This is a genomic window from Amycolatopsis orientalis (genome assembly GCF_000943515.2).
Classification (GTDB): domain Bacteria; phylum Actinomycetota; class Actinomycetes; order Mycobacteriales; family Pseudonocardiaceae; genus Amycolatopsis; species Amycolatopsis orientalis.
This window is the reverse complement of sequence record NZ_CP016174.1, coordinates 5,936,298-5,962,232: the sequence shown is the minus strand read 5'-3', so window position 1 is coordinate 5,962,232 and position 25,935 is coordinate 5,936,298. Positions and strand designations below refer to the sequence as shown.

Below are 25,935 nucleotides of genomic sequence, written 5' to 3'. Positions count from 1 at the left end.
GCCCCCGGCTCACGACCGGTGCCAGGCGATCCCGCGGTAGGTGGAGCTGTCCGGGCAGATGCCGTAACCGATGATGAGATCGCCCGTCGCGTTGATGTGCTGGGCGACGATCGCCGTGAGACCGCGAGGCGACGGGAGCGGCATCGGTGTCGCGTCGGCCTCCCAGCGGACTGGTCGCACCGTTCCCCGGCCCGCCGACTCGCCGACGACGGTCCCGGTGTCGGCGATGTCGAAGCAGGTACTGGTGACGTCGAAGGGGAGGGGCGGGAGCACCGTGGGCCGTCCGGCACGATCCCAGCGCGCGCAGGTGCCGTGCCGGCCCGGCGTCACGCCCCAGCCGATCGCGACGCCGTGCCGGGAGATCCGGACGACCTGTCCCGCGGTGAACTCCGGCTCGCCGGTGAGCAAGGTGGTGCCACCGTCGCGGTCCCACACCACCCCGTCGCCGAGGATGGCGCCGGAGTCGGTGATCCCGCAGGCGGTCGCGCGCCGGGGCGGGGGCAGTTTGGCGATCTTCCCCGAGCTGGTCCAGCGCACCGCGGTGCGGGCGCCGGTGCCGTCCTTCGCGGATCCGACGACCTCGTCCAGCCCGTTCATGTCCTGGCCGTGGGTGTCGCCCGCGCCGGGCAGCGCGTCGAGTTCCACGGCCTCGCCGTCGGGTTCCCACCGCAGCGCCCGCCAGCGGTAACCGGGCCGCATCGCGTTGCCCAGCACCGACCCGCGGTCGTTCACCCGGCTCGCCGTGCCGCAGACCATGCCCGCGGGGAGTTCGAGATCGTGCACCCGGCCGTCGGGTCCCCAGCACACGGGCCGGAGGAACTCGCCGGTGTAGAGCGCGCCGGCGACGACACCCGCGGCGTTGACATCGGTGGCGCGGCCGCCGGAATGACCGTCGAGGATCGGCAGGGGCGAGGGCCGCCCGTCGCGATCCCAGCGCACCGGTCGCGAACCCGATTCGCCCACGATCACCCCGGTGTCGTTCACGCGGTACGCGCTCGTCCCCTCCCCGGCGGAGAGCGGCCGCAGATCGACCGCGGTGAAGCCGGGTCCTGGCGTCGGATCGGGCACGAGTGGGCAGCCTAGTGCGGAAGTCGCTTGCAGTGGGGAAAGTTGCACTGACCGGGTGACGCGAGTGTCCTCATCGGAGCCGACACCGCGCTCCACAAAGGACTTCGTGCTCGTGAGTGGTAATGACAGGGTGGATTCACGCGATCGTCGCAACGTGCTCGTATGAGGACAGTAGCTTGTTGAGTCGTTCGGCTGGGGTGTCCCAGTCGAGGGTTTTGCGGGGGCGGCCGTTGAGTTCGGCGGCCACCCTCGCGAGGTCTTCGGGGGTATGTGTGGCGAGGTCGGTGCCTTTGGGGAAGTACTGGCGGAGCAGTCCGTTGGTGTTCTCGTTGGAGCCGCGTTGCCAGGGTGCGTGTGGGTCGCAGAAGTAGATGTCGAGGTCGGTGGCGAGGGTGATCTGGGCGTGCTGGGCCATTTCGGTGCCTTGGTCCCAGGCCAGTGACCGGCGTAGCTCGGCGGGCAGCCGCTGGATTGTCTTGATCATCTCCTCGGCGACGGTAGCGGCGTCTTTCCCGCCGGGCAGGTGCAGCAGCAGGCAGAACCTGGTCGAGCGTTCGACCAGGGTCCCGATCGCCGAACGATTGTCCTTGCCCATGATCAAATCGCCTTCCCAATGCCCCGGGATCGCCCGGTCCGCGGCTTCGGCGGGGCGTTCGGAGATCGGGACCATCCCGGCGATCTTGCCCTGGCGGGTCCGGCGCCCGTCAGGCATCCGCCGCGGTCGGCGGATCGCTCGCCCGGTCCGCAGACACTGCGCCAGCTCACGCCGCAGCGCGCCTCGTCCTTGGACGTAGATGGCCTGGTAGATCGTCTCGTGACTCACGTGCATCCTCGGCTGGTCGGGAAAGTCCCGGACCAGCCTGGCAGTGATCTGTTCCGGCGACCATCGTGCCCGCAGATCCGCCTGGACCCTGTCCCGTAGCACCGGGTCGGCGGCCAGCTTCGCCGGTTTCGGTCGTGTCGCCCGCTCCTCGGCCGCGCGCTGAGCCGAACTGGCCCGATAGCCCTGCCCGGTGCTGTTGCGGTCCAGTTCCCGCCCGATCGTGGAGCGATCCCGGCCCAGCCGGCGCGCGATCTCCGCTTTCGGCACCCGCTGGGCCCACAGGATCATGATCTCCTCCCGCTCGGCCAGCGAGAGATAGCGGCCCGATCCAGACTTCGGCGCATTACTGATCACGCCGCCAGCCTCGTCGAACAACCGTCTCCCACTGGCCCGCGACACGCCCACGGCCACCGCTGCCCGCTCCACCGACAACCCGGCCCGGACCCCATCCCAAAACCCCGCCCGCACATCCCGCAGCAACCAACGACGACGAAACCCAGCCATCACAACACCTCCACATCAGATGTTGCGACGACCACTAGAACCCAAGCAGTTCTAACCCTCATTACCACTCACGAGCACTTGGTCGCCCCACGTGCGGGCCGCCTCGACGAGCGCGGTGACGCATCCGGCGACGGCGGGCCGGGCCTCGCCTTGGGGCTGCACGGCGTAGAGCTGCCGGTGCAGTGGGGGATAGAGCGCGGTGCACACCACGGTCGGCGGCGCGATCGTGGTGGCCATACTCGGCACCAGCGTGACAGCGCCGAACCCGGCGACCACGGCGAACTGGGTGCCGAAACCGCTGACCGTATGCCGGACCGTCGGTTCGATGCCGCGTTCGCGCAGTGTCTGGCGGAGCCAGGCGTTCGCGCGCGTGGGGCGGGCCCAGGCGACCCAGATCTCGTCGGCCAGCTCTTCGGCGCGCACCGATTCCGCGGCGGCGAGGCGGTGCCCGGCGGGGAGCACGAGCCTCGCCGAGTCGTCGCGCAGCACGGTCCAGCGGGTGTCCGGCGGCCTGGTGAGCGGCAGGTTCTCCCAGCTCTCGACGACCACGACGTCGAAGACGCCGTCGGCGAGCCCCGGCAGGGCCACTTCCGGTTCGACCTCGTGCAGCCGGGCCTCGATACCGGGGTGGCGGACCGCGAGGCCGGTGAGCGCGGGTGTGATGAACGTGTGCACCCCGGACGGGATGGCGCCGATCTCGACGACGCCGGTCGTCGCCCCGGTGAGGGAGTCCAGATCGGCGCGGGCGGCCCGGAGTTCGGCCAGCACCCGGTCCGAACGTTGCGCGAGCAGCAGACCCGCCGGGGTGAGCCGGACTCCTCGGCCATGCCGGATGAGGAGCCCGGTGCCCGCCTCCCGTTCCAGTTTGGTCAGCTGCTGGGAGATCGCCGACGGCGTCACGTGCAGTACCTCGGCCGCCGCGGCGAGCGATCCCCGTCGCCACACCGCGTGCAGCATCCGCAGTCGCTCCACATTGGACAGATCGCCACTCATTAGCCGAGCTTAACCCTCGCGGTAAGAGGATCTCGCTGGTCCTCCCCGCTCTCCTGCGGTCGAATCGAAGTCATGTCCCACCGCGGAATCCTCGCCGATCCCCGGGCGCAAGGCCTGCTCGGCGCCCTCGCCATCGCCCTGCCCGCCCCGCTCGTCGCGTTGTCCGGCGTGAGTTCGACGACGGCGACGTTCTTCCGCTGCCTGTTCGCCTTGCCGATCCTCGTGTTCCTGGCTCTGGCACGGGAGCGCGGGCACCGGCCCGCCCCGGCGCACCTGCTCGCCGGTGTCCTGCTCGGGATCGACATGGTGCTGTGGAGCGAGGCGATCCTCGCCGTCGGCGCGGGGGTCGCCACGGCGCTGGTCAACGTCCAAGTCGTCCTGGTCCCGCTCGCCGGGCTGCTGTGGTTCGGCGAGCGGCCGTCGCGGTTCTTCTGGCTGTCGATCCCGCTCATGCTGGCGGGGACGGCCTTGGCCGGGGGGCTCGCGGACGGCGGTGCCGCGGGTAGCGATCCCTGGTACGGCACGATCATGGCGGTACTGGCCGGTGTGGCCTACGCCGGCTATCTGATCCTGTTGCGCCGCGCCGGGAACGAAGGCGGCGGACGCACCACGATGCTCGCCACGGCGACCGCGGCCTCCGCGAGTGTGGGCGGTGTTTCCGGTCTGGTGGCGGGAAATCTCGACGTCACGCCGCCTGTTCCGGCGCTGCTGTGGCTGCTCGTGCTGGCCGTGACCGGACAGGTGCTCGGCTGGCTCCTGGTGGGGAAGGCCCTGTCGGCGCTGCCGTCGAGCGGCGGATCCGCCGTGCTCATGCTGCAACCCGCCGCCGCGATCCTGTTCGGAGCCGCCCTGCTCGGCCAGTGGCCGACCCCGCCGCAACTGGCGGGCTGCGCGCTCGTCGTCATCGCCGTGGGCGCGGTTTCGTTCCTGGGTGGACGGTCGTCACGGAACCACGAGCACCGGCCGCTGAGCGGCGTTCAGCTTCGGTGACCGAGGGCGTAGGCGGTCGTCACCACCGTGGTCGCCGCGCGGACGAAGGCCGCGACGGCCGGTGACCGGGAATCCTGGGGCCACATCACGGCGAGCGTCGTGGGCTCCAGGTCGTCGACGGGCAGGTACGTGATGCCCGTGCGGCGGTAGCGATCCGCCACCGACACGGGCAGGAAACAGACGATGGTGCCCAGCTCGACGAGTTTGAAGATCTGCGTCAGGTCCGAGACGGGACCGTGCGCCGCCGCGGTGGCGGGCGGTCCGGCCGTCGGTCCCTGGTCGGCGGGAGCGCCGTCGGGGAGGAGCCGCCCCGCCAGATCCGCCAGGCTCAGCCGCGACCTCGCCGCCAGCGGATCGTTCGCCGCCAGCGCCACCAGCCGGGGTTCGGTCAGCAACGGCTCGAAGTCCAGGCGGCTCGAGTCGAAAGGGGAGGGGACGAGCGCCACGTCCGCCCGGCCGTCCCGGAGTTGGCGGGGTTGTTCGCCCCGGCCGCCGAGGACCAGTTCGATCGGCAGGGCACCGTCTTCGGCTTCGTAGGTCTCGATGATCTTCGGGAGCAGACCGGCGTCGTGGTCGGCCTTCAGCGCCAGCCGCAGCCGGGGATCGGGGCGGCCCGCCTGACGCGCTCGCCGTTCCGCCGCGGCGACGGCCTCCAGTGCGATCCTGGCGTCCCGCAAGAACACCTCGCCCGCGCCCGTCAGCGTGACCTGCCGGGTGGTGCGTTCGAGCAGCCGGACGTCCAGCCGTCGTTCCAGCTCCCGGATCGCCCTGGAGAGGGGCGGTTGTGCAATGGAAAGCCGTTCGGCCGCCCGTCCGAAGTGGAGCTCCTCCGCGACCGCCACGAAATACCTGAGCTGCCGCGTCTCCAGGTCACTCATATCCCCAGGGTATCAATGGCGACCGAGCCGGTCCTTCAGTCCGGCGGCCTTCCGGCCTTGACTGGGTGACGTCGAAATCCCCTATCACCTCGGAGTCCTCATGATCGTCGTCACCACGCCGACCGGGCAGATCGGCAGCCAGGTGCTCGGCACCCTGCTCGAAAGCGGCGAGCCGGTCCGCGTGATCGCCCGCGATCCCGCCCGCCTGCCCGATCACGTCCGCGAACGCGTCGAGGTCGTCAAGGGCTCACACAGCGACCCTGACGTCGTCGACGAAGCCTTCATGAACGCGGACGCCGTGTTCTGGCTCGTCGCCGCGGATCCGCGCGCCGAGAGTCTCGAAGCCGCCTTCGTGGACTTCACCCGTCCGGCTTGCGACGCCTTCAAGAAGCAAGGCGTGGCCAGGGTGGTCGGCGTTTCGGCCCTCGGCCGTGGCGTCGCGAAGAACGCCGGGCACGTTTCGGCGTCGCTGGCCATGGACGACCTGATCGCCGGGTCGGGCGTGAACTACCGGGCACTGACGATGCCCACCTTCATGGACAACCTGTTGTGGCAGGCCCATTCGATCGCGAACGACGGCGTGTTCTTCGCGCCGATCTCGGGCGACCGCAAGGCACCGCTGTGCGCCACGCGCGACATCGCCGCGGCCGCAGCCGGATTACTGCGCGATCCGTCGTGGCACGGCGTGGCGGACGTGCCGGTGCTGGGCCCGGAAGACCTGTCGCAGAACGACCTCGCGGAGATCATGTCCGAGGTGCTCGGGCGGCCGGTCCGGTACCAGCGGGTTTCCCTGGACGCGGTCCGCGCGGCGCAGCTCGAACGCGGATGGTCCGAAGCGATGGCGCAAGGAATGGCCGACATGATGGCCGCCAAGGAAGCGGGACTCGACAACGTCGAACCGCGCACCCCGGAGGCCACCACGCCGACGACCTTCCGCCAGTGGTGCGAGGAGGTGCTGAAGCCCTCTCGTGAGTGGTAATGACGGTTCTAACCGTCATTACCACTCACGAGCCGTCACGCCGCCTTGGCCAGGTCGAAGAGCAGCTTCGCGGCCACCGTCGCCCCGTCGGTCCGGATCTTGTCGGCCACGGCCTTCGCCCGCGCTCGGGTTTCGGGGGTCAGGACCGCCGTCAGCGCGGCGGACAGCGACTCGACGGTCGGCGTCGGTTCGTGATGTGCCACCCCGATTCCCAGCTCCGCCACCCTCGCGGCCCAGAGCGGCTGGTCCGCGATCCGCGGGGCGATCACCTGCGGCGCGCCTGCCCGGGAAGCCGTCGTCGTGGTGCCCGCACCACCGTGGTGCACGACGGCGGCCACCCGGGGGAACAGCGCCTGCTGGTTGACCTCGCCGACGACGAAGCAATCGTCGGCGTCGTCGACGGACGCCAGCCCGGCCCAGCCGCGGCCGAGCAGGATTCGCCTGCCCTGCGCCCGGATCGCCTCGACGGCCACCCGCGCGATGTCCTTCGGCGCGTAGGCGGCCATGCTGCCGAAGCCCACGTACACCGGCGGCGTGCCGGCGTCGAGGAACCTCTCCAGCTCCTCCGGGAGCGGGCGGTCGTCAGGCCGGATCCACGCTCCCGTTTGGACGAGGTCGAGGTCCGTCATCCCCTCCGACGGACACAGGGTCTCGTCCGCCGCCAGCCACGGACTGCCGGTGAAGACGTGGTCGCGGACGTTGTCCACCGGTGGCAGCCCGATCGCCGCCCGATGGCTGTTGAGCGCCCCGCCGTACAGGGCGTTCACGCGTTCGGCGTCCTGCCGCCACAGCACCCGCTTGTCGGTCTCGCCCTCCGGGGACGGCGTCCCCGGCCGCTGCCCCGGGGCGAAATGCCGCGACGGCAGCCCGAAGATGTGGAAACACGCGTACACGTAAGGAATTCCGAATTTCTCGGCCACATCCCGCGCGCCGGCGGGCAGCAGACCGGTCGCCAGGAGCACGTCACATCCCTCCGCCGCCGCGGTGAGCGTTTCGAACCGTGCGGCGACCAAGGCCGGGGCGAGCTTCAGCGCGTCTTCCCCCGTCGGCGGCTTCGGACCGGCGACCACCGAACGTACCGACGGGCCGAGCGGCACCAGCGGCACCCCGACCTGCTCCAGCAATTCCGCGAACTCCTCGTCCGGCGGCGCGCACACCCGCGCTTCCGCGCCGAGCTCCCGCAATCCCAGCACGAGCCCCGCCAAGGGCTCGACATCCCCGCGTGACCCCCACGTCGTCAACAAAACACGCACTTCGCGACTCCCATTTCCGCAGGTTTTGGCTTTCGGCGGGCAATTCTGGGGGATGACCCCGGCCTTGCCGCAAGCCCCCATGTCCGCTATAAATTGAAGGGGGCGGGGAAAAGACTTGAGTTCATCGCGGTTTTCGCGCGTCCATTCTGGACAGCCATCAGGGTTCCGGGGCAGGTCCTGATCCCGTTGATCGAGCTTCGCAACCGGGTGCGACCCGCGTCCATGAAGGAATTGGGACACTCAACGTCCCAATTCCTTCATCGTCGGCCTGCGCCATGACGACTAGGTGCCTGACCTGCAAGATCACGACTTTGCCGGGCCCCTGACCTTCAGGGTATGCAAGGGGGCTTCACGGACCGTGGTCTGAGTCTTCGGTAGGGCTGAAGGGCGCTTTCCCCGCATCACATGCGGGGAAAGCGCCCTTCGCCGCATGCGATGAGAGGAAAGGCCCCTTCAGCCCCGCGCACCCCACGGCCACCCCTGACCCTGGTCTTCCCGTCAAGTGCGACGGCGATCCTTCAGATGGAGCCGGTGCGCAGGGCGAAGGCGACGGCGTGCGTCCGGTTGTTGAGGCCATAGCGCGTCATCACCCGGTGGAGGACGTTCTTCACCGTGCTCTCCGAGTAGGCGAGTTCGGCCGCGATCTCCTCCGTGCCGTGGCCGTCGGCCAGCAGGCGCAGGACCTCGCGTTCCCGGTCGGACAACCCGGACAGCGCGAGACCGTTGGGCGCGAGCAAATCCTCCTGTATCCGTTCGAGTTGGGAGAGCAGGGTGCCCTGCAAACGGGGCGGCAGCGCCCCGGCGCCTTGGCTGACCGCGAGGATCGTCCGCACCAGGTGCTCGCCGTCGAGGTCGCGCCGCGGCAGCAACGCGGCCATCCCGCATTCGATCGCCGTCATCAGGACTTGGACCGGGAAGTGGTCGGTGACGATCACGCACCGGGGAGGCGGCTCCAGCGACGACGCGGCACGAACCCGGCGCAGGAAGGTGAAAACCGCGTCGCCCACCGAATCCCCGACGGTCACGATCACTTCGGCCAGGCCGAGGTCGGTGCCGGAAAGTACCTGGAGCCGCTCGTCGGCACCGAGGATGGCCGTCGCACCGAGTCCGGCCAGGACGTCCGGGGCGTGCACGGCGACCCTGACGCGGCCGGTCCCTCTGGTGCTCTTCCCGCCGCGATTCATGATCGAAGTCCCCATCCGAAGCGCTCGGAACCCGGAAACGGGCAGGTGGACCGGCCGTCGGGTGGCGTGGTGAGGACCGATCCGCGGTGAATGGCTCTAGCTTTACTTAGAAGCTATAACGACCGGCGGACGCTGTCAACAGCGGCACCGCTGACCTCCCCGGCGTCACAGGGCAAGACGACCGGCGGGGCGAAAAGGTTCAGCGAAGGCGGTCACCGCGTGGTGAGGTTGTCCAGTTCGTCCGCGATCAGCAGGTCGGGGTCGAACTTCATCCCGGTGAAGTGGCCGGCGAGTTCGAGCGAGAGCACGCCGTGCAGGCGGGTCCAGAAGGCGAGCGCGCGGTGCAGGGTCGCCGACGTGGCCGGATGGTCGCCCGCCCATTCGCGATGGCTGTCCAAATGCGCGTCGAACGGCGTCTCCGGCCGGTCCACGGTGATCGCGGCGCAGGCTTCGAGCAGCACCGCCATGACTTCGCTCGAGATGGCGGTGGTGTCCTCTGGCGCGTGGTAGCCGGGGACGGGCGTGCCGTAGATGAGGAAATAGCGCTGCGGGTCGCTCCGGGCCCAGTCCCGGATGGTGACCGCGAGCCCGGTCAGATCGGCGCCGGAGTCGAAAGCCGCCCGGACGGTGTCGGCGAGGCTTCGGTAGGCGTCGCGGATGAGCGCGGTGATGAGGTCGTCGCGGCCGGCGAAGTACCGGTACAGGGCCGGGCCGCTCATGCCGACCTGTTTGGCGATCGCGTTGAGCGACAGCGCGGAGACCCCGGCGGTGGCGATCTGCTCCCACGCGTGCTGCTTGATCTCCGCGCGCACCTGGTCGCGGTAGCGCTCCCGCGGGCTCTGCCCGTCCGCGTCCGTCATCGGCCCTCCCGCCTCGTCGGCACGAAGCTTAGTTGCCTGCCTCGTGAGTGGTAATGAGGGTTAGAACCGTCATCACCACTCACGAGGCTTGAGGGGGCAGGAGCGCGAGTTCGGCCAGTGCCTGTTCCCGGCGGGCGCGGAAGCCGGGTTCGGGGGAGAGTTCGACGGCCAGGGTGAGGCATTCCCTGGCCTCCTCGACGGCGCCCGCCTCCCGCCAGGCGCGGCCTTCGCGGAGCGCGCAGATCGCTTCCATCGAGCCGAATCCGCCTTCCCACGACAGCCACCGCCCGGTGCGGTAGCAGCCCGCAGCCTCCCGCCATTCGGCGAGATCCCCGCGTACGTCGCCGATGGCGCGGAGGGTCAGTGCCTTCAGCATGCGGTGAAGACCGGGGTAGGTGTCGGCGGCCAGCCGTTCGGCGTCGTCGAGGACGGCTTGGTGGACGGCGAGCGCTTCGGAATGCCGCCCGGCCGCGAGCAAGGCCTGCCCGTAGACGTTCCTCGCCGAACTCTGCCCGTTCCAGAACGGCAGCTCACCGGCCGATTCGTACCCGCGTTTCGCGAAGTCGAACGCTTCGGCGGGTTCCCCGGCGTAGCGCAGTGCCTGGCCGAGGTAGATGGCCGCCCAGGCCTGCTCGACGCGGTCGCCGATGCGGGTGGCGATCTCCAGCGCACGGCGGTGCGCCGCCACTGCGCCGTCGTGGTCGTCGAGACACACATTGCAGGCCCAGCCGACGAAGTTGAGCAGTTTCGCTTCGTCCGCGGCGTTTCCGAGTGCCCTCGCCGCGTCCGCGCCGAGCGAGAAGATCTCCCACCACGGCCGCTGCCCGCTCCGCCCGTCGGAGTACCAATGCAGCGCGACGGCGAGATCGCTGACCTCCTGATGCCAGCCCCGCCGCGCCGCCACCCGTTGCGCGGCGACCCAGTTCTCGCCTTCGACGTCCAGCCAGGGGCCTGCCTCGTCCCGCGTGCCGAATCGCCCGCTCTCCGGCGCGCCCGGGTAGAACAACCGGGCCACCTCGGTCGCCTTGCCGAGCAGATGGGCGAGCACGGTGTCCCGCTCGGCCGGGTCCTCCTCCGCCTCGAACCGTTCCTCGGCGAACAGGCGGATCAGGTCGTGGAACTGGTGCCGTTCCGGGACGGCCGTGGTCTGCAGAAGGCTGGCGTCGACGAGTTCGTCGAGCTGGTCGCGGACGTCGGCGGCGGCCGCGCGGGACACGACGCCCGCGAGTTCGAGGCCGAAGTCGGCGCCCGGCACGGTCGCCAGCCGCCGGAACAGCAGCCGCGCCCCGGCCGAAACCGCGCGATAGGACAGGTCGAACGCCGAGCGCAGCTGGAGATCGCCCGCCGCGAGCGCGCGCAGCCGGGTGCCTTCGTCGCGCAGCCGGTCGGCCAGCTGGGCCAGTGTCCATTGTGGCCGGGTGGCGAGGCGGTTGCCCGCGATCCGGACCGCGAGCGGCAGATACCCGCACAGTTCGACGAGTTCCCGTGCCGCGGCGGGTTCCGCGCGTACCCGGTCCGCGCCGACGATCATGCCGAGAAGACCGGTCGCGCCGCCGTCCGAAAGCGGCTCGAGCCCCAGCCAGCGAGCGCCCTCGAGCCCGGCGAGCGTGCGGCGGCAGGTGATCAAAGTGAGGGAGTCCGGTCCGGTGACCAGCAGCGGACGGACCTGCGCCTCGTCGGCGGCGTTGTCGAGCAACAGCAGGACTTTCCGTCCTTCGAGCAGCCTTCGCAGCAACGCCGACCGTTCGCCTTCGGAGGCGGGCACCTGCCCCGGGGCGACGTCCAGCGCACGCAGAAGCCGGTCGAGCGCCGCCCGGGCGCTCAGCGGTTCTTCGTCCATCCCGCGCAGATTCACCGCGAAACGGCCGTCGGGGAAGTCCCCGCGCATCCGGTCCGCCGCCGTCACCGCGAGCGCGGTCTTCCCGACCCCGGCCTGCCCGACGATCGCGACCACGCCGCCGCCTTCGGCGACCTTCGCCGACAGCTGCGCCAGTTCGCTTTCGCGGCCGCACAGATCCGAGAGGGGCGCGGGGAGCGCGCAGGTCGCCGCGGCCTGATCGGCCAGCGCCGGGTTCCGGCGCCGCCCCTGTTTGGCGACGGTCAGGAAGAACTCCCGGTCACCGCCCGTCAGGCCGAGCGCGTCGGCGAGCACTTCGGCGGAGCGTTGCTGAGCGGCCCGCGCGCGGCCGTGTTCCAGTTCGCGCAGGGCGCGGACGCTGAGCCCGGAGGCCTCGGCCAGCCGCTCCTGTGTCCACCCCACGGCCCGCCGGTGTTCGAGCAGGAGCTTTCCGAACACCGACCGCTTGTCGCCCGCCTCCACCGGTTTCACCGCGGTCCATTCAACCGGCAGGCTTCCGGCGACGAAAAGCTGCCCCCTGGTTGCGCTTGTCGCGCCTTCTCCGGAGCCGGTTACCTGGAAACATGACGACGATCATGACGACGTCCGTCCGCGCGGGCGTCCGGACCGAGGAGCGCCGTGAGATCCGGGTCGCGGTGTACGCCGACGACCCGCTCGTCCGGGCCGGTCTGCGCAGCGCGCTGGGCACCGGTCCGGGGATCGTCCTGCGAGACGATCCGGCGACGGCCGAGGTCCTCGTCGCGGTCGCGGGGGCCGAGCCCCACCGGATCCCGGTGGGGCCCGCGCGGCTGGTGCTGGTCGCCGATCAGCCGAAACAGGCCGAACTGTGGGCCGCGGTGGAACGCGGGCTCGCCGTCGTCGTCACGCGTTCCGAGGCGACGCCGGCGCGGCTGCTGCGCGCTGTCGCCGACGCCCATGCCGGCCGGGGCGATCTGCCAGCCGACCAGCTCGGCAGTCTCCTGCGGGGGATTTCGCGGCTGCACAAGGAAGTTCTGGAACCGCGCGAGATCACGCTCAGCGGACTGTCGCCGCGCGAGACCGAGGTGCTCCGGCTCCTCGCCGACGGGTTCGACACCGGTGAGATCGCCCGGCGCGTGGCGTACTCCGACAGGACCGTGAAGAACATCCTCCACGGGCTGCTCAGCCGGTTCGGCCTGCGCAACCGCACGCACGTCGTGGCCTACGCGCTCCGCGAAGGTCTCATCTGACCGGCGCCCTCGGATCATTCCCTCCCGGATCGCGTAGACCACCGCGTGCGACCGGTTCCGCGACCGCGGCCGGTCGGTGACGCGCTCACCCGGACTGCTTCCATGCGTTCGTCTCCTGTCCGGTCCGGACGGTGCCGTGTCCACTGTGGAACGTCGATTGTCAAGAGCCGCCAGGGCACAAAGCGCTGCCCGCGCGAGCAGGCGGAGTTCTTGTAGCGTGGATTTCGCCTGGGGACCTCGGTACCCGGGTAGCGACCTGCCTCGGCGACCCCCAGCGCCTGACGGCAGGTCGCTCCCCGTCTTCCGGCGGCTCGCGGCAATCCTCACCCGCCGGGAAAGCTGCGGTACGTCTTCGGCCTCTGACCTGCGAAGACGCCAAGTTGGCGCATGATGGCGCCAACTTGGACTTGCGATGGCGCCACTGTGGTGCCATGATGGCGTCATGGACCTGACGCCTTTCGTGGACACCGTTCGCCGGGAACTCGCCGTCGCCGCCGAGGCGGGCGGGCCCGAGGCGAGCGCACTCGCCGAACGCCTGACGGCGCCGCTCGGGTCGGCCATCCGGCTCGCCCTGCTGGACGCGTTGTCCGCCGCGTCCGACGAGATCACGCGGGACCTCGCGCCCGGTTCGGTGGAGGTCCGGCTGCGCGCCGGGGAAGCCAGCTTCGCCGTCACGCCTCCCGTGGCCGAGCCCGCCGAACCGTCCGGGCCTGCCGCCGCTTCGGTGCCGGAGCCCCCGGCGCCGTCACCGGCGGACGAAGAGGGCGCCACGGCCCGGATCAACTTCCGGCTGCCGGAGCACCTCAAGGCACGGGTCGAGGAGGCCGCGGCCGCACAAGGCCGTTCGGTCAACGCGTGGCTCGTGCGTGCCGCGTCCGCCGCGCTGCAGTCGGCGGAACGGCCGGCCACGCCCGGCTCGCCAGGGGTGGTGGGCCGTCGCGCCGCCCAGCGCTACACCGGCTGGGTCAGCTAGCACCCCGACCAGCACAAACACCGATCACACCACCTTCGAGGGGACAACCATGCCTACTTTCGCCACCCCGGAACCCATTCTGGCCGACCTCGAACCGGTCGTCGGCAACGTCCGCATCGTCGCCGGCGACCGCACGGACACCGTCGTCGAAGTCGCTCCGCTCGACGAGAACAACGAGTCCGATGTGGACGCCGCGAAGCGGACCGTCGTCGAGTTCTCCGGCGGCACGCTGACCGTGCGGGCGCCGAAAATGCGCCTGCTCGACTTCTCCAACCGGACGAGGTCGATCGACGTGACCATCGAACTGCCCGCCGGTTCCCGGGTGCAGGGGAGTACCGGCCTCGGCGACCTCACCGCGACCGGACGGCTCGGCGTCTGCCGCTACAAGTCCGGCACCGGGCACATCCGGCTCGACCACACCGGCGAACTGAAAGTGCACTCCGCGTCGGGGAGCATCGTCGTCGAACACGTCGAGGGCAACGCCGACATCAGCACGAGTTCCGGTCGCGTGCACATCGGAACGATCGAGGGCACCGGAGTGGTCAAGAACTCCAACGGCGCCACCACGATCGAGATGGCCGGTGACTCGATCCGCCTCCGCTCGGCCAACGGCGACATCACCGTCGACCGGGCCGATGCCGGGGTCGAGGCCAAGACCGCCAACGGTTCGGTCCGCGTGCTCGACGCCGCCCGGGGCACGCTCTCCCTCGAGACGTCGATGGGCGACGTCGAGATCGGCATCCGCGCGGGCAGCGCGGCCTGGCTCGACGTGAACACCCGGTTCGGCCGGGTCATCAACGAGATGGACACCGCCACCGGACCCGACGCCGCGGCCGACAAGGTCGAGGTCCACGCCGGCACCGCCGTCGGCGACATCGTCATTCGCCGTTCCTGACCCGATCGGGTCCCTAACCTCAGGGGGAATCCACATGAGCCAACCGGCCATTTCCGCGACCGGACTGCGTAAATCCTACGGCGACAAGGTCGTGCTGGACGGTGTCGACCTGCACGTCCCGGCGGGCACCGTCTTCTCGTTGCTCGGCCCCAACGGCGCGGGCAAGACCACCACGGTCAACATCCTGTCCACTTTGGTCAGTCCGGACGGCGGCGGCGCGACCATCGCCGGATCCGATCTGGCCACCGACCCGGACGGTGTCCGCGCCGCCATCGGCCTCACCGGCCAGTTCTCCGCGGTCGACAATCTCCTCACCGGCGAGGAGAACCTGTTCCTCATGGCGGATCTGCACCATCTGCCGCGCCGTGCGGGGCGCGAACGTGCCGCCGAACTCCTGGAACGCTTCGAACTGACCGATGCCGCCAAGAAGACACCGGCCACCTTCTCGGGTGGCATGCGCCGCAAACTCGATCTGGCGATGACGCTGATCGGCGACCCGAAGGTCATCTTCCTCGACGAGCCGACCACCGGCCTCGACCCACGCAGCCGCCGCACCATGTGGCAGATCATCCGCGACCTCGTCAGCGGCGGCGTGACGATCTTCCTCACCACGCAGTATCTGGAGGAGGCCGACCAGCTCGCCGATCGCGTCGCCGTAATCGACGGCGGCCGGGTCGTCGCCTTGGGCACGCCCGACGAACTGAAGCGGCGCGTGCCGGGTGGGCATATGCAGCTGAAGTTTCCCGACGCCGTCTCGTTGCGTGACGCGACCCGTGCGCTTCGAGTGTCCACTTCGGACGAAGAATCCCTGGCGCTGCGCGTGCCGACCGACGGCAGCGTCGCCGCCGTCCGCGCCGTGCTGGACCGGCTGGACGCCGAAGCCGTCGCGGTCGACAGCCTCACCGTGCACACCCCGGATCTCGACGACGTTTTCCTCAGCCTCACCGGTCACCGGACCGACACGACCAAGGAGATGGCCCGATGACCAGCCTGTCCCTCTCGATGCGTGACTCCGCGACCATGCTGCGCCGCAACATCCGGCATATGCAACGGTATCCGTCGCTCACCATCATGCTGATCGGCCAGCCGATCGTGTTCCTGCTGCTGTTCGTCTACGTCTTCGGCGGCACACTCGGGAACGGGCTCGGCGGCGGGGGCGGCCGCGCCGAATACGTCGGCTACGTGACGCCCGCCATCCTGCTCGTCACCGTGTGCAGCGCCGCCCTCGGCACCGCCATCTCCGTCGCGACCGACATGACCGAGGGCATCATCGCCCGCTTCCGCACCATGGCGATCAGCAAGGCCTCGGTGCTGACGGGGCACGTCGTCGGCGCGCTCATCCAGACGGCGTTCGCCCTCGCCGTCGTGTTCGGGGTGACACTGCTCATCGGGTTCTCGCCGACGGCGGGGGTCGGCGAGTGGTTCGCGACCGCCGGCCTGCTGCTGCTTTTGACGATCGCGCTCACCTGGCTGTCGGTGGCGCTGGGGCTGGCGGCCAAGAGCGTCGAGACGGCCAGCAACACGCCCATGATCTTCATGCTGCTTCCTTTCCTCGGCAGTGGTTTCGTGCCTACCGACTCGATGCCGGCGTGGCTGCGCTGGTTCGCCGACTACCAGCCGTTCACCCCGGTCATCGAGACCATCCGGGGCCTGCTGCTCGGCACGCCGATCGGCGACAGCGGCTGGCTCGCCGTCGGCTGGTGCGCGGTGCTGTCGATCGTGGGGTACGGCTGGTCGAAGTCGCTCTTCGCCAAGGAACGCGACCGGTGACCCGCCGGCCGTGAGCTCCTGAAACCCCCCCGCCGAGGCTAGACGGATACGCCTGGAGACGGACGCCTCGCCGCGGGTGCGTCCCTAGCCTGAGGTCAACGATTTCTTCAGACCTCAAGGAGTTCGCGTTGCCCAAAAGAACAGCCATCGTGGTGGCGCTGCTCGTCGCCGGGGCGTTGGTCCCGGCGACGCCCGCCACCGCGTCGCCTTCGATCACTTGGCACGGATGCGCGACGGGCCCGGACGACCGCCTGGGGACCGAGCTGGACAAGGCGGGCGCGCAGTGCGGCGACGTCGTCGTGCCGGTCGATCATCGCCGTCCCACGGGGCGCGGGATCACCCTCGCGCTGGCGCGGATCAAGGCCACCGATCCCGCGCGCCGCCGCGGCACACTGATGCTCAACCCGGGCGGACCGGGCGGTCCCGCCATGGAGCTGGTCCTGGCCGGGCCGCTCATGCCGGAGATCGCGGCACGATACGACCTCGTCGGCATGGATCCCCGGTTCGTCGGGCGCAGTTCACCGCTGCGGTGCGACTGGAAGACCGACACGTTCGTGCGCTCGGCCGGGCCGACCCTCCGCACGTTCGGTGAGAGCGTGAGACTCGCGAAGGAGCTGGCCCGCGGCTGCTCGGGCAACGATCCCGAGCTGTTGCGGGCCGCGTCGACCCGCAACACCGCCAGGGACATGGACGTCGTGCGCGCCGCGCTCGGCGAACGGAAGATCTCCTACCTCGGCGCGTCGTACGGGACCTACCTCGGCGCGGTGTACCTCCAGATGTTCGGTGCGCGAGCGGACCGGTTCGTGCTCGACTCGTCGGTGGATCCGGAGGCGTTCGGGCCCGGGCTGCTCCGGCAGACCGCCCCGGCTGTCGACGCCGCGTTGCGGAACTGGGCGAAGACTGCCGTGGGGCAAGGACTGGGGGAGACCGCGGACGAGGTCGTGACGACCGTGCGGGACATCGCGCGGACGGCGGAGCGGCGGCCGCTCCGGGTCGGGAAGTACACAGTGGACGGTCACACAGTGCCGTACCTGTTCTTCGCGCACCTCTACGACGATCGCCCCGCCGTCCAGGCGGGCTTCGTCGACACCGTGCGCACCCTCCGCGATGCCGCGGCGGGCCTGCACCCCACCCCCGCGCCGGCACTGGCCGCGCTGCTCGACGGCTTGACGACCGGATCCGGTTCCGCGACCGACCGGGCCGGGACGCCGGTCGTCTGCGCCGATCGCGCGGGCTCCCGCGACCCGGCGACCTACTTCCGGGACATCCAGGACCATCGGGCCGCCGAGCCGCTGTTCGGCCCGCTGGCCCGCAACATCACCCCGTGCGCGTTCTGGCCCGTGGCTCCCGCGGAACCCGCCACCCGGATCCACAACTCCGCTCCGGCCCTGCTCCTCGGCTCGACCGGCGATCCCGCGACGCCCTACGCCGGGCAGCTCGCCATGCACCAGGCTCTCGCCGGTTCTCGTCTGGTGACGGTGGAAGGGGCGTTCCGGCACTCCGTTTTCCTGAAGGGTGACCGGTGCGTCGACACGGCGGTGCGGGACTACCTCGTGGGCGGGGAGCTGCCCGCGGACCGGAGCTGCCGCTGAGCAGGGCAAGGCAGGCTTCAGGAACGCGCCCGGACGTGGGCGCGTTCCCCCTGCGGTCCGAACAGGACGAGGGTTTCGACGGCGCCGCCGTCGGCGGAGCCGAGCCAGTGCGGGAGCGACGTGTCGAATTCTGCGGCCTCGCCAGGCGGCAGGATCAGGTCCCGGTCGCCGACCCCCAGCCGCAACCGTCCATTGAGGACATACACCCATTCGTAGCCGCCGTGGGTCTTCGGCGCGGGCTCCGCCGGTTCGTCGCTTCCGGGGATGAGCATCTTGAAGGCCTGCACCCCGCCGGCGCGGCGGGTGAGCGGCAGGAAGGTCATGCCGTGGCGGTGGATCGGCCGCAGATGGATCCGCGGATCGCCGGTGCGCGGGGCGCCGACGAGGTCGTCGAGGGGAACGCCGTGCACGCGCGCCAGCGGCAGCAGTAGTTCCAGGGTGGGTCGTCGTCCGCCACTCTCCAGCCGGGACAAGGTGCTTTCCGAAATCCCGGTCGACGCCGACAGATCGGCCAGGGTCAGTCCCCGGTGCTTGCGCAGGGCGCGCAATCTCGGGCCCACCGCGTCCAGTACCTCGTCCGTCTCGTCCGCCATGCCGTCGATCTTGCCAGGTCGGCAAGTTTTCGTGCGTTTTCCCGGTGGCCGGGGCGAAGGTGGTCCGACGGTTCCACCGGACGTTGACCACCGAAACGGAGATCCAGCCCATGCTTCACCGAACCTTCCGGCGAACCGCGGCCGCGTTCGCCGCCGCCCTCGTCCTGCTGACGTCGGCGTGCGGGACGGCGGGCGATCCCGTGCCCGCTCACGAGAACGTCACTCGCGGCGACGCGGGTTTCGCCCAGCGGTTCCGTCATGAGTTCGCGGACGTCGACGGGGTGAAGATGCACTATGTCACCGGCGGCCGGGGCGCGCCGCTCGTCCTGCTGCACGGCTGGCCGCAGACCTGGTACGGCTGGCACCGCGTCATGCCCGCGCTGGCCGACCATTTCACGGTGTACGCCCTCGATCTGCCCGGCCTCGGCGACAGCGCGGGCGCGCCGCCCAGCTACGACAAGACCACCCTCGCCCGCTACGTGCACGGCCTCGTCGCCGGACGGCTCGGCCTGCGCGACGCCCGGATCGTCGGGCACGATCTCGGTGCCGCGGTCGCCTTCCAGTACGCCGCGCAGTTCCCGGACGATCTCACCCGCCTCGCCTACCTCGACCTCCCGTTGCCGGGGCCCGCGCTCGACGGGGCTGCCTACCGGAACCTGAGCTGGCACATCGCCTTCCACTCGCAGAAGACCGTTCCGGAGGCCATCGTCGGCGACGACGTCCGCGAGTACCTTTCGCTGTTCTATCCCCAGGTCGCCTACACCGGTACGGCCTTCGGCGGACCCGGGGCGCCGCCGCCGTTCGACGAGGCCGAGATCGGCGAGTACGTCCGCACCTACAGCAGGCCGGAGGTACTGCACGGCGGATTCGAGCTTTACCGCACCCTCGACCAGGACGCGGCCGCGAACGTGGGCGCGAAACCCATCACCACGCCGACCTTGCTGATGACCGCCGAAGGACTGCTCGAACCCCAGAAGGCCACGCTCGCGCCTCGCGTCGCCAATCTCGTCCGGGCGGTCGAGGTGCCGCGGGCGGGACATTGGCTGGCCGAGGAGAATCCGGAGTTCGTCACGGCGGAATTGCTCGATTTCCTCAAGAAATGACCCGACACTCGTGAGTGGTAATGACGGTTCTAACCGCCATTACCACTCACGAGGCGACCTGGGTCAGGAACGGGTCAGCGTGACCCCGTAGGTGTTCGCCGCGTCCACGACGGGCTGGTAGTAGGAGTACGAACCGGTCGCGTTGGCGCCCTCGTTGTAGCCGCAGTCGTGTCCGTCGTTCGGGCCGCCGGAGGTCATGCCCTGCGCGGTGTTGCCCGCGATGTAGGCGCCGCCGCTGTCGCCGCCTTCGGTGCACACGGTCGACTTCGCCAGCCCGCTGGTGGCGACGCTTTCCCCGCTGTAGCGGACGGTCTGGTTGTAGGCGGTGATCTTGCCGCAGGTCCAGCCGGTGGTGTTGCCCGCCTTGCACAGCGTGGTGCCGACCGGCGCCTTCGAGCTGCCGGTGATCCGGACCGTGGTGCCCTTGCGGGTGTCGACGTAACCCCGGCCGGTGTCCTCGTCGTCGATGTCCATCAGGCCCATGTCGGTCGACGGGAACTCGGTGGCGACGCCGCGGCCGATGTGGACACCGCTGCGGTTGAGGATGTCGGGATTCCCTTCGACACAGTGCCCGGCGGTGAGCAGCACGTTGTCGCCGTCACTGGTGGTCCCGGGGAAGCCGAGCGTGCAGTTCGTGCCGGGGTCGAGGTCCATGATCTGGCCGGGGATGACGTCCGCCTGCGTGGTGTTGCCGTTGGCGATCCCGGTTCGGACGGTCACCCCGGGCAGCGCCGAAAGCCGCCGGACGAGGGCGCTGTCGGCGCCGGGCGCCACGGTGACGACGACCTGGTCCGCCGCGAGTTCCGGACCCCAGGACTGCACCTGGGTGACATCGGCGCCGATGACTTCACCGACGCGGGCGGACAGGGAGTCCAGCGCCTTCTCCCCGCGCGCGCCGGTGCGCGGCGCGAGGCCCGCGGAACGGAGTGCCTGCGCGGATCCGGCGTCGGGGGTGTTCACCACGAGGGTGCCCGCGTCGTCGAAGTACGCGCCGTCGGTACGAAGGCCGCGCGCTCTGATGTTCTCCAGCGACGAGATCAGGTTCTTCTCGTGGACCAGCTTCTGCGCGGCCTGCAGCGGGGTGACCCGGAGCTGGGCGGCGAGTGTTTCGAGCATCGTCTGGTCGTAGGCGGTGGTCGGCCGGCTGGGAGCGGCCGTCGCCGGGACGGCGAGCGCGCCGATTCCGGCGCAGACACTCAGGAGAGTGAGCATGACGGGTCCGCGAATTCGCATGCGAATTTCCTTCGGTAAAGGAGGGGACGACGAACCGCCGGATATGTTGGGAATGGCAGGGACCGGGCGGTTCATCTCGACGTGACGCACATTACGAGCGCCCGACTATCCCGTCGTAGCGCCGAAAGTAGGTTCCATGATCGCGGTCCTACTTTCGTATGCGGAAAGCGCGAATCACCCGCGTATTCGATTTGCGCGGAAGTGTCATTGGCCGAAAAGTGTCAGGGCCTACGCGGAGCCCTTCCGCGTCGTCTCCGTCAGATCGGCGAGGTAGGCGTCCAGCGCGGCGGCGCCGGAGAGCAGGGCCCGGCTCCTGGTCGCGAGGCGGTCGTGCCAGCCGCGCAACGCCGATTCGAGCGGCACGACGCCTCCGGCCGAACGGACCTGCTCGATCAGCGGCGCGATCTGTGCCAGCGGATAGCCGCCTCGCCGGAGCTGGCGGGTCAGTTTGGCGTCGCGTACGTCGGCCGCGCTGTAGACGCGGTAGCCCGTCCGCGGGTCGCGGTCCGGCCGGAGCAGGCCGGCGCTTTCCCATTTGCGCAGGGTGGCCGGCCGGACGCCGAGTTTCCCGGACAGTGGCCCGACGAACAGGTCACCCCGTTCCTGCGGCACCGGTTCGAGATCCCGGAGCGCGGCCGTGACGGCTTGCAGGGTGCGGCGGTCGTCGAGCAACTGGGCGTGGCTCTCGTCGATGAGCCGGAGCGCGTCCTCGACCGCGCCCCGGTTGACCGCTTCCATGATCGAGGTCGCCGTCGCGTGGCCGTGTCCGGGGACGAGCGCGAGGAAAGCGCGCAGGGCCAGTGCGTGCCGTGGCGTGTAGGCGCGGTATCCCTGCGGGCCGCGTTCGGCGGCGGGGAGGATGCCGTCCGCCTCGTAGTTGCGGACGGCCTGGGTGGAAAGACCGTGCTCACGCGCCAGATCGACCGGCCTGAGCCGCTCGCGGTCTCGAAGGTCTCGCCCCACTGTCCAAGGATAAGCGACCCTTGAACGCTGACACCTTGTCCGGCGGCTCCGGCTCACTCGCGCGAGGATTCCGCCTTGCGTTCGAACCGGGAACGCGCCAGCCGGTAGGCCGTGCCGAGCAGTTCCCGGGTGACTTCCTCGGTCTTCGACGCCGGGTTCACCACCGCCAGCCAGCCCGCGTTTCCGTAGACGGGGTGGGCGATCACGGTGTCGGTGACGGCGGCGTCGACGTCGGTTTCGGCCGCTTCCCGAGGTGAGCGGCCGAGCCGCCGGATGAACTCCTCCTTCCCGGCGTGGATGTTCACACGGAAGGTGTCCGGGCGGTCCAGGCGCGAGGTCTCGTCGCCGGGGTAGTTCTTGGTCACCACCGTCGCGAAGGGCTGGACGTTGGTCGGCACGACGCCGTCGGGGGAGTAGTAGAAGAACGCGTCGCCCCAGCTGAGCTCCGGCCATTCGTCACCGGGAGCGGGGGTGAGGGTCAGGACGCCGTCGAAGCCCGACACGAAGGTGATGATCTCGTCGATGGTCATGTGTTCAAGCGTCACATTAAAGTGGTGGTGGAGGGTTCAAGGCGGTTTTCGATGGAGTGTGGATGCCAAGTCTCAACTCGGCCGGGATGCGTACGGCGGAGGTCGCGCGGAGGTCGGGGTATTCGGTCCAGCAGGTGCGCAACCTGGAACGCGACGGCGTGCTCCCGGCGGCGGCGCGTACGCCGTCGGGTTACCGGATCCATGGGGAGATCCATCTCCGGTCCGCGCTGGCCTACCGTGCCTTCGCCGCGGGGGTGGGGCCGGTCGAGGCCAAGCGGATCGTCCGCGCCGCGCACCGGGAACCGGTCGCGCGGCTGCTGGCCCTCCTCGACGCGGCTCACGCCGGGCTCCACGCCGAGCGCTCGGACCTGCGGGAGGCGAGGGAAGCCGTCCGCGTGATCTCGGCCGAACTGATCGGCGATGTCCGCGGCTCGGATTCGATGAGCGTCTCCGAACTCGCTACGGCACTGGGGCTCCGGCCGTCGACGTTGCGGCACTGGGACGCCGAAGGGCTCGTCGTTCCGGACCGCGACCCGCGGGGAACTCGGCGGTACACCCCGGCCCAGGTGCGGGACGCGCGGATCGTGCACCAGTTGCGGCTGGCAGGCTATCGCGTCGCACCCCTTCGGGCACTGATGCCGGAGCTGCGGCGATCCCGGCGGCTGGAGGACGTCGCCACCGCACTGGAGGCCAGGGAGGCTGCCATCACCGCACGCTCCCGGGCCCTTTTCGACGGTACAGCCGCGCTTTCCGGTCTCGTGAGTGGTAATGACGGTTAGAACCGTCATTACCACTCACGAGACCCAGGCAGCTTTCGTTCCGATGTCAGCGCGTGCAGCGCCAGAAGACCGTCGCGTCATACGGTGAGATGACGAGCTTGAAGTACTCTTCGCAGTCGGAGAAACCGGCTCGGTCCGCCTGGTTCCTGGCGTCCTGACGGGCGTAGAAGAGCGCGAGGCCGAAGTCGCTCGACCCGTGGCCGACGAATTCCCTGGTTTCCAGCGCGCTCGCGGCGGCCGGGGTGGCGAGCGTGCCCATCACGGCGGCCGCGCCGAGCAGCGCGAGCGGTATTTTCCTCATGATGACCACGCTAGAACGAGACCGGTCCGCGATTCGCCCGCTGGTTGGGCGCTCCCTCGGCCTCCGTCCGTCGTAGGTGAGTCCCCACGATGCGCGACCCGGCGATGTGAAAACGGTTATCGTTGCGCCATGTCCTCTTCTCGGAAGGCGGGCCGTGGCCGCGGTGACCGACTCCGAGCCGCCCCCGGAACGCGAACCCGGGCTGATCGACCGGATCGGCCGGCCCGACAGTTACGCCGCATGGATTTCCGGCCGGGGTCTGTCCGATGTGGACGTCAAGGTCAACGAACTGCGGCTGACCATGACCCCGGAAGTGGCCTGGCTGGTCATCATCGGCTCGGGGTTTCGAGGCGTGCTCGCCGATCTCGAACCCGGCGTCGTCGAGAAGGTCCGCGAGCGCTACCTCGACTCCCTTCGCGCCGAGGGCGTCACTGAACTCGACGCCACCACGCTGATCGGCTCCGGCATCGTCCGGTGACAATCCGGCAAAACGCCTGATCCCGGCGAAATACCCGGAAGTCCGGCCAAAGGGTCGGTGACCGGCGTGCCGGATCACCGCCCTCGGCGGCATCCGGCATGCTGGGCGCGAACACGAACGTCGGGGAGGAGTGGCATGACCGAGCCAGGGGAATCGGCGGTTCCGGAACGGGTGGAGAGCCCGGTTCGGCAGGCGGCGCCGTCGAGCAAGGCGGGCCGGTGGCTGATGGAGCACCGTGTCCAGCCGGTCGGGCCGGAAAGCCACGACGAGCACACCACTCCGCAATCGTGGTGGAAGGTCATGTGCCTCACCGGTGTGGACTACTTCTCCACGCTGTCGTACCTGCCCGGCATCGCCGCGCTGGCCGCGGGGGCGCTTTCGCCGCTGGCGACGCTGCTGATCGTCGCGCTCACCCTGCTCGGCATGCTGCCGATGTACCGGCGAGTGGCTAAGGAGAGCCCGCACGGCCAGGGTTCGGTCGCGATGCTGGAGCATCTGCTGCCGTTCTGGCGCGGCAAGATCTTCGTGCTGGTATTGCTGGGTTTCGTCGCGACGTCGTGGATCATCACCATCACGCTGTCCTCGGCGGACGCCACCGTGCACGCGCTGGAGAACCCGATCACCCCGTCGTTCCTGCACGGGCATGAAGTGCTGATCACGGTGGTCCTGCTGCTGATCCTCGGCGGGGTGTTCCTGCTCGGGTTCAGCGAGGCGGTCGGGGTCGCGATCCCGCTCGTGGCGATCTTCCTGGTGCTGAACGCGGTGGTCGTGGTCGCGGGCATCGGCGAGGTGATCGCCGAGCCCGCCGCGCTGGACCGCTGGCTGGACGCGCTGACCTCCGGCAGGGGCGGGATCGGCGGTGTCATCGGCCCGGCGATCCTGGCGTTCCCGTTGCTGGTACTCGGGTTGTCCGGTTTCGAGACCGGTGTCAGCATGATGCCGCTCGTCGCGGCCAAGGGGGAGAACGCCGAGCAGAAGCTGGCGGACCGCATCCGCAACACCCGCAAACTGCTCACCGTCGCCGCGCTGATCATGTCGGTGTACCTGATCGCGACCAGTTTCGTCACCACGATCCTCATCCCGGCGGAGAAGTTCCAGCCGGGCGGCGAGGCCAACGGCCGCGCGCTGGCGTACCTCGCGCACGAGCTGATGGGCGAATGGGTCGGCACCGCCTACGACATCAGCAGCATCCTGATCCTGTGGTTCGCCGGGGCTTCGGCGATGGCCGGGCTGATCAACATCGTGCCGCGGTATCTGCCCGCCTACGGGATGGCCCCGGACTGGGCCCGTGCCGTGCGCCCGGTGGTGCTGGTCTACACCGCGATCTGCGTCCTGGTCACGATCGTCTTCGGCGCCGACGTCAACGCCCAGGCCGGGGCGTACGCCACCGGGATCCTCGCGATGATGGTGTCGGCCGCGGTCGCGGTGGCCATCTCCGCGGCGAAACGGCGTCAGCGCAAGGCCGCGATCGCCTTCGCCGTGCTGACCCTGATCCTGATCTACGCCTTGGTGGAGAACGTCATCGAGAAACCCGACGGGCTCACGATCTCCGCGTTCTTCATTCTCGGGATCATCATCGTGTCGCTGGTTTCGCGGGTCACCCGCACGACCGAACTGCGGGTCGAGCACATCGAGTTCGACGAGCCCGCGCGCCGGTTCATCACCGAGTCGATCGAGCACGACAACGCGCTGACCATCATCGCGAACCGCCGTCAGGCCGGGGACGCGGACGAGTACCGGGCGAAGGAGGCCGAACAGCGCGGCATGAACCCGGTCCCCGGCGCCGCCGACGTCCTCTTCCTCGAGATCGACGTCATCGACCCGTCCGGTTTCAGTGACGTGCTGAAGGTCCGCGGTGTCGAGATCGAAGGTTTCCGTGTCCTGCGTGTGGAAAGCCCGGCCGCGCCGAACGCCATCGCGGCCGTCCTGCTCGCGCTGCGCGACGCCACCGGTGTGCGGCCGCAATGCCATTTCGAGTGGAGTGAGGGGAATCCGCTCGGGCATTTGTTCCGCTACCTGATCCTCGGCCGCGGCGACACCGCCCCGGTGGTCCGCGAGATCATCCGCACCAGCGAACGCGATCCCGCGCTGCGCCCCGGAATCCACGTCGGCTGACCCCGCGTGGGG

Annotated in this window: 25 protein-coding genes; 12 read left to right on the top strand and 13 right to left on the bottom strand. The window is 69.9% G+C overall.

Annotated elements, in window-relative coordinates:
* Nucleotides 1-9: 9 nt before the first annotated feature.
* From SD37_RS26105 to SD37_RS26095, 3 genes are all read right to left on the bottom strand, one after another.
* Nucleotides 10-1,068: a hypothetical protein gene (locus tag SD37_RS26105; RefSeq protein ID WP_044849790.1), complete on the bottom strand. Its 1,059-nt coding sequence runs from the start codon at nt 1,066-1,068 to the stop codon at nt 10-12.
* Between the two features lie 136 nt (nt 1,069-1,204).
* Entirely contained in the window at nt 1,205-2,395 is a 1,191-nt protein-coding gene (locus tag SD37_RS26100; RefSeq protein WP_044852078.1) for an IS30 family transposase, read from the bottom strand.
* 51 nt (nt 2,396-2,446) lie between these two features.
* Complete coding sequence (locus tag SD37_RS26095; RefSeq protein ID WP_044851228.1) at nt 2,447-3,388, bottom strand: LysR family transcriptional regulator; 942 nt, start codon at nt 3,386-3,388, stop codon at nt 2,447-2,449.
* Between the two features lie 72 nt (nt 3,389-3,460).
* Between SD37_RS26095 and SD37_RS26090 the strand changes: the two genes are divergently transcribed.
* Nucleotides 3,461-4,378, top strand: coding sequence for a DMT family transporter (locus SD37_RS26090; protein ID WP_044851227.1), 918 nt, complete (start codon nt 3,461-3,463; stop codon nt 4,376-4,378).
* Here the strand turns inward: SD37_RS26090 and SD37_RS26085 are convergent.
* Nucleotides 4,366-5,256: a LysR family transcriptional regulator gene (locus SD37_RS26085; RefSeq protein ID WP_044851226.1), complete on the bottom strand. Its 891-nt coding sequence runs from the start codon at nt 5,254-5,256 to the stop codon at nt 4,366-4,368. The two genes, SD37_RS26090 and SD37_RS26085, sit on opposite strands and share 13 nt — an antisense overlap.
* Before the next feature lie 100 nt (nt 5,257-5,356).
* Between SD37_RS26085 and SD37_RS26080 the strand changes: the two genes are divergently transcribed.
* Nucleotides 5,357-6,235 (top strand): NAD(P)H-binding protein, encoded by an 879-nt coding sequence (locus SD37_RS26080; RefSeq protein ID WP_044851225.1) that lies wholly within the window; start codon nt 5,357-5,359, stop codon nt 6,233-6,235.
* A gap of 35 nt (nt 6,236-6,270) precedes the next feature.
* Here SD37_RS26080 and SD37_RS26075 read toward each other — a convergent pair whose 3' ends face one another.
* The 4 genes from SD37_RS26075 to SD37_RS26060 form a co-directional block, all read right to left on the bottom strand.
* Entirely contained in the window at nt 6,271-7,488 is a 1,218-nt protein-coding gene (locus SD37_RS26075; RefSeq protein WP_044851224.1) for a glycosyltransferase, read from the bottom strand.
* 518 nt (nt 7,489-8,006) lie between these two features.
* Nucleotides 8,007-8,672, bottom strand: coding sequence for a helix-turn-helix transcriptional regulator (locus SD37_RS26070; RefSeq protein ID WP_044851254.1), 666 nt, complete (start codon nt 8,670-8,672; stop codon nt 8,007-8,009).
* A gap of 212 nt (nt 8,673-8,884) precedes the next feature.
* A complete protein-coding gene (locus tag SD37_RS26065; RefSeq protein ID WP_044851223.1) occupies nt 8,885-9,532 on the bottom strand; it encodes a TetR/AcrR family transcriptional regulator in 648 nt (215 codons plus the stop codon).
* Nucleotides 9,533-9,611: 79 nt separating this feature from the next.
* Nucleotides 9,612-11,861 (bottom strand): ATP-binding protein, encoded by a 2,250-nt coding sequence (locus SD37_RS26060; protein ID WP_044851222.1) that lies wholly within the window; start codon nt 11,859-11,861, stop codon nt 9,612-9,614.
* Nucleotides 11,862-11,953: 92 nt separating this feature from the next.
* On the opposite strand from SD37_RS26060, the gene SD37_RS26055 reads away from it, so the two are divergent.
* The 6 genes from SD37_RS26055 to SD37_RS26030 all read left to right on the top strand — a co-directional run bounded on the left by SD37_RS26055 (nt 11,954) and on the right by SD37_RS26030 (nt 17,828).
* Complete coding sequence (locus tag SD37_RS26055; protein ID WP_037314416.1) at nt 11,954-12,598, top strand: helix-turn-helix transcriptional regulator; 645 nt, start codon at nt 11,954-11,956, stop codon at nt 12,596-12,598.
* Between the two features lie 442 nt (nt 12,599-13,040).
* Nucleotides 13,041-13,571 (top strand): toxin-antitoxin system HicB family antitoxin, encoded by a 531-nt coding sequence (locus SD37_RS26050; RefSeq protein WP_044851221.1) that lies wholly within the window; start codon nt 13,041-13,043, stop codon nt 13,569-13,571.
* A 49-nt stretch (nt 13,572-13,620) separates the two neighbouring features.
* Entirely contained in the window at nt 13,621-14,466 is an 846-nt protein-coding gene (locus SD37_RS26045; RefSeq protein ID WP_044851220.1) for a DUF4097 family beta strand repeat-containing protein, read from the top strand.
* A gap of 34 nt (nt 14,467-14,500) precedes the next feature.
* Nucleotides 14,501-15,451, top strand: coding sequence for a daunorubicin resistance protein DrrA family ABC transporter ATP-binding protein (locus SD37_RS26040; protein WP_044851219.1), 951 nt, complete (start codon nt 14,501-14,503; stop codon nt 15,449-15,451).
* On the top strand, nt 15,448-16,236 hold the full coding sequence (locus SD37_RS26035; RefSeq protein ID WP_044851218.1) for an ABC transporter permease: 789 nt from the start codon (nt 15,448-15,450) through the stop codon (nt 16,234-16,236). Before SD37_RS26040 ends, SD37_RS26035 begins: the two co-directional genes overlap by 4 nt.
* A 128-nt stretch (nt 16,237-16,364) precedes the next feature.
* Nucleotides 16,365-17,828: an alpha/beta hydrolase gene (locus SD37_RS26030; protein ID WP_063774569.1), complete on the top strand. Its 1,464-nt coding sequence runs from the start codon at nt 16,365-16,367 to the stop codon at nt 17,826-17,828.
* A 17-nt stretch (nt 17,829-17,845) separates the two neighbouring features.
* Here the strand turns inward: SD37_RS26030 and SD37_RS26025 are convergent, their stop codons facing one another.
* Nucleotides 17,846-18,421, bottom strand: coding sequence for a helix-turn-helix domain-containing protein (locus tag SD37_RS26025; RefSeq protein ID WP_065912979.1), 576 nt, complete (start codon nt 18,419-18,421; stop codon nt 17,846-17,848).
* A 110-nt stretch (nt 18,422-18,531) separates the two neighbouring features.
* Between SD37_RS26025 and SD37_RS26020 the strand changes: the two genes are divergently transcribed.
* On the top strand, nt 18,532-19,524 hold the full coding sequence (locus SD37_RS26020) for an alpha/beta fold hydrolase (RefSeq protein WP_044851252.1): 993 nt from the start codon (nt 18,532-18,534) through the stop codon (nt 19,522-19,524).
* A 63-nt stretch (nt 19,525-19,587) separates the two neighbouring features.
* Here SD37_RS26020 and SD37_RS26015 read toward each other — a convergent pair whose 3' ends face one another.
* The 3 genes from SD37_RS26015 to SD37_RS26005 all read right to left on the bottom strand — a co-directional run bounded on the left by SD37_RS26015 (nt 19,588) and on the right by SD37_RS26005 (nt 22,250).
* On the bottom strand, nt 19,588-20,736 hold the full coding sequence (locus SD37_RS26015) for a S1 family peptidase (RefSeq protein WP_236725117.1): 1,149 nt from the start codon (nt 20,734-20,736) through the stop codon (nt 19,588-19,590).
* Between the two features lie 249 nt (nt 20,737-20,985).
* The gene (locus SD37_RS26010) at nt 20,986-21,720 is read right to left on the bottom strand and encodes a TioE family transcriptional regulator (RefSeq protein ID WP_044851215.1); all 735 of its coding nucleotides are present in this window, start codon (nt 21,718-21,720) and stop codon (nt 20,986-20,988) included.
* Between the two features lie 53 nt (nt 21,721-21,773).
* Complete coding sequence (locus tag SD37_RS26005; protein WP_044851214.1) at nt 21,774-22,250, bottom strand: DUF6194 family protein; 477 nt, start codon at nt 22,248-22,250, stop codon at nt 21,774-21,776.
* A 62-nt stretch (nt 22,251-22,312) separates the two neighbouring features.
* Between SD37_RS26005 and SD37_RS26000 the strand changes: the two genes are divergently transcribed.
* Nucleotides 22,313-23,029 carry a MerR family DNA-binding transcriptional regulator gene (locus SD37_RS26000; protein WP_083255082.1) on the top strand — a complete coding sequence of 239 codons (717 nt, stop codon included), beginning with the start codon at nt 22,313-22,315 and terminating at the stop codon, nt 23,027-23,029.
* Between the two features lie 46 nt (nt 23,030-23,075).
* On the opposite strand, the gene SD37_RS25995 is transcribed toward SD37_RS26000, so the two are convergent.
* A complete protein-coding gene (locus SD37_RS25995; RefSeq protein ID WP_044851212.1) occupies nt 23,076-23,330 on the bottom strand; it encodes a hypothetical protein in 255 nt (84 codons plus the stop codon).
* A gap of 154 nt (nt 23,331-23,484) precedes the next feature.
* Here SD37_RS25995 and SD37_RS25990 point away from each other — a divergent pair, with 154 nt between their 5' ends.
* Nucleotides 23,485-23,808 (top strand): hypothetical protein, encoded by a 324-nt coding sequence (locus SD37_RS25990; protein ID WP_236725116.1) that lies wholly within the window; start codon nt 23,485-23,487, stop codon nt 23,806-23,808.
* Between the two features lie 135 nt (nt 23,809-23,943).
* A complete protein-coding gene (locus SD37_RS25985) occupies nt 23,944-25,923 on the top strand; it encodes a hypothetical protein (RefSeq protein ID WP_044851211.1) in 1,980 nt (659 codons plus the stop codon).
* The last annotated feature ends 12 nt before the right edge of the window (nt 25,924-25,935 follow it).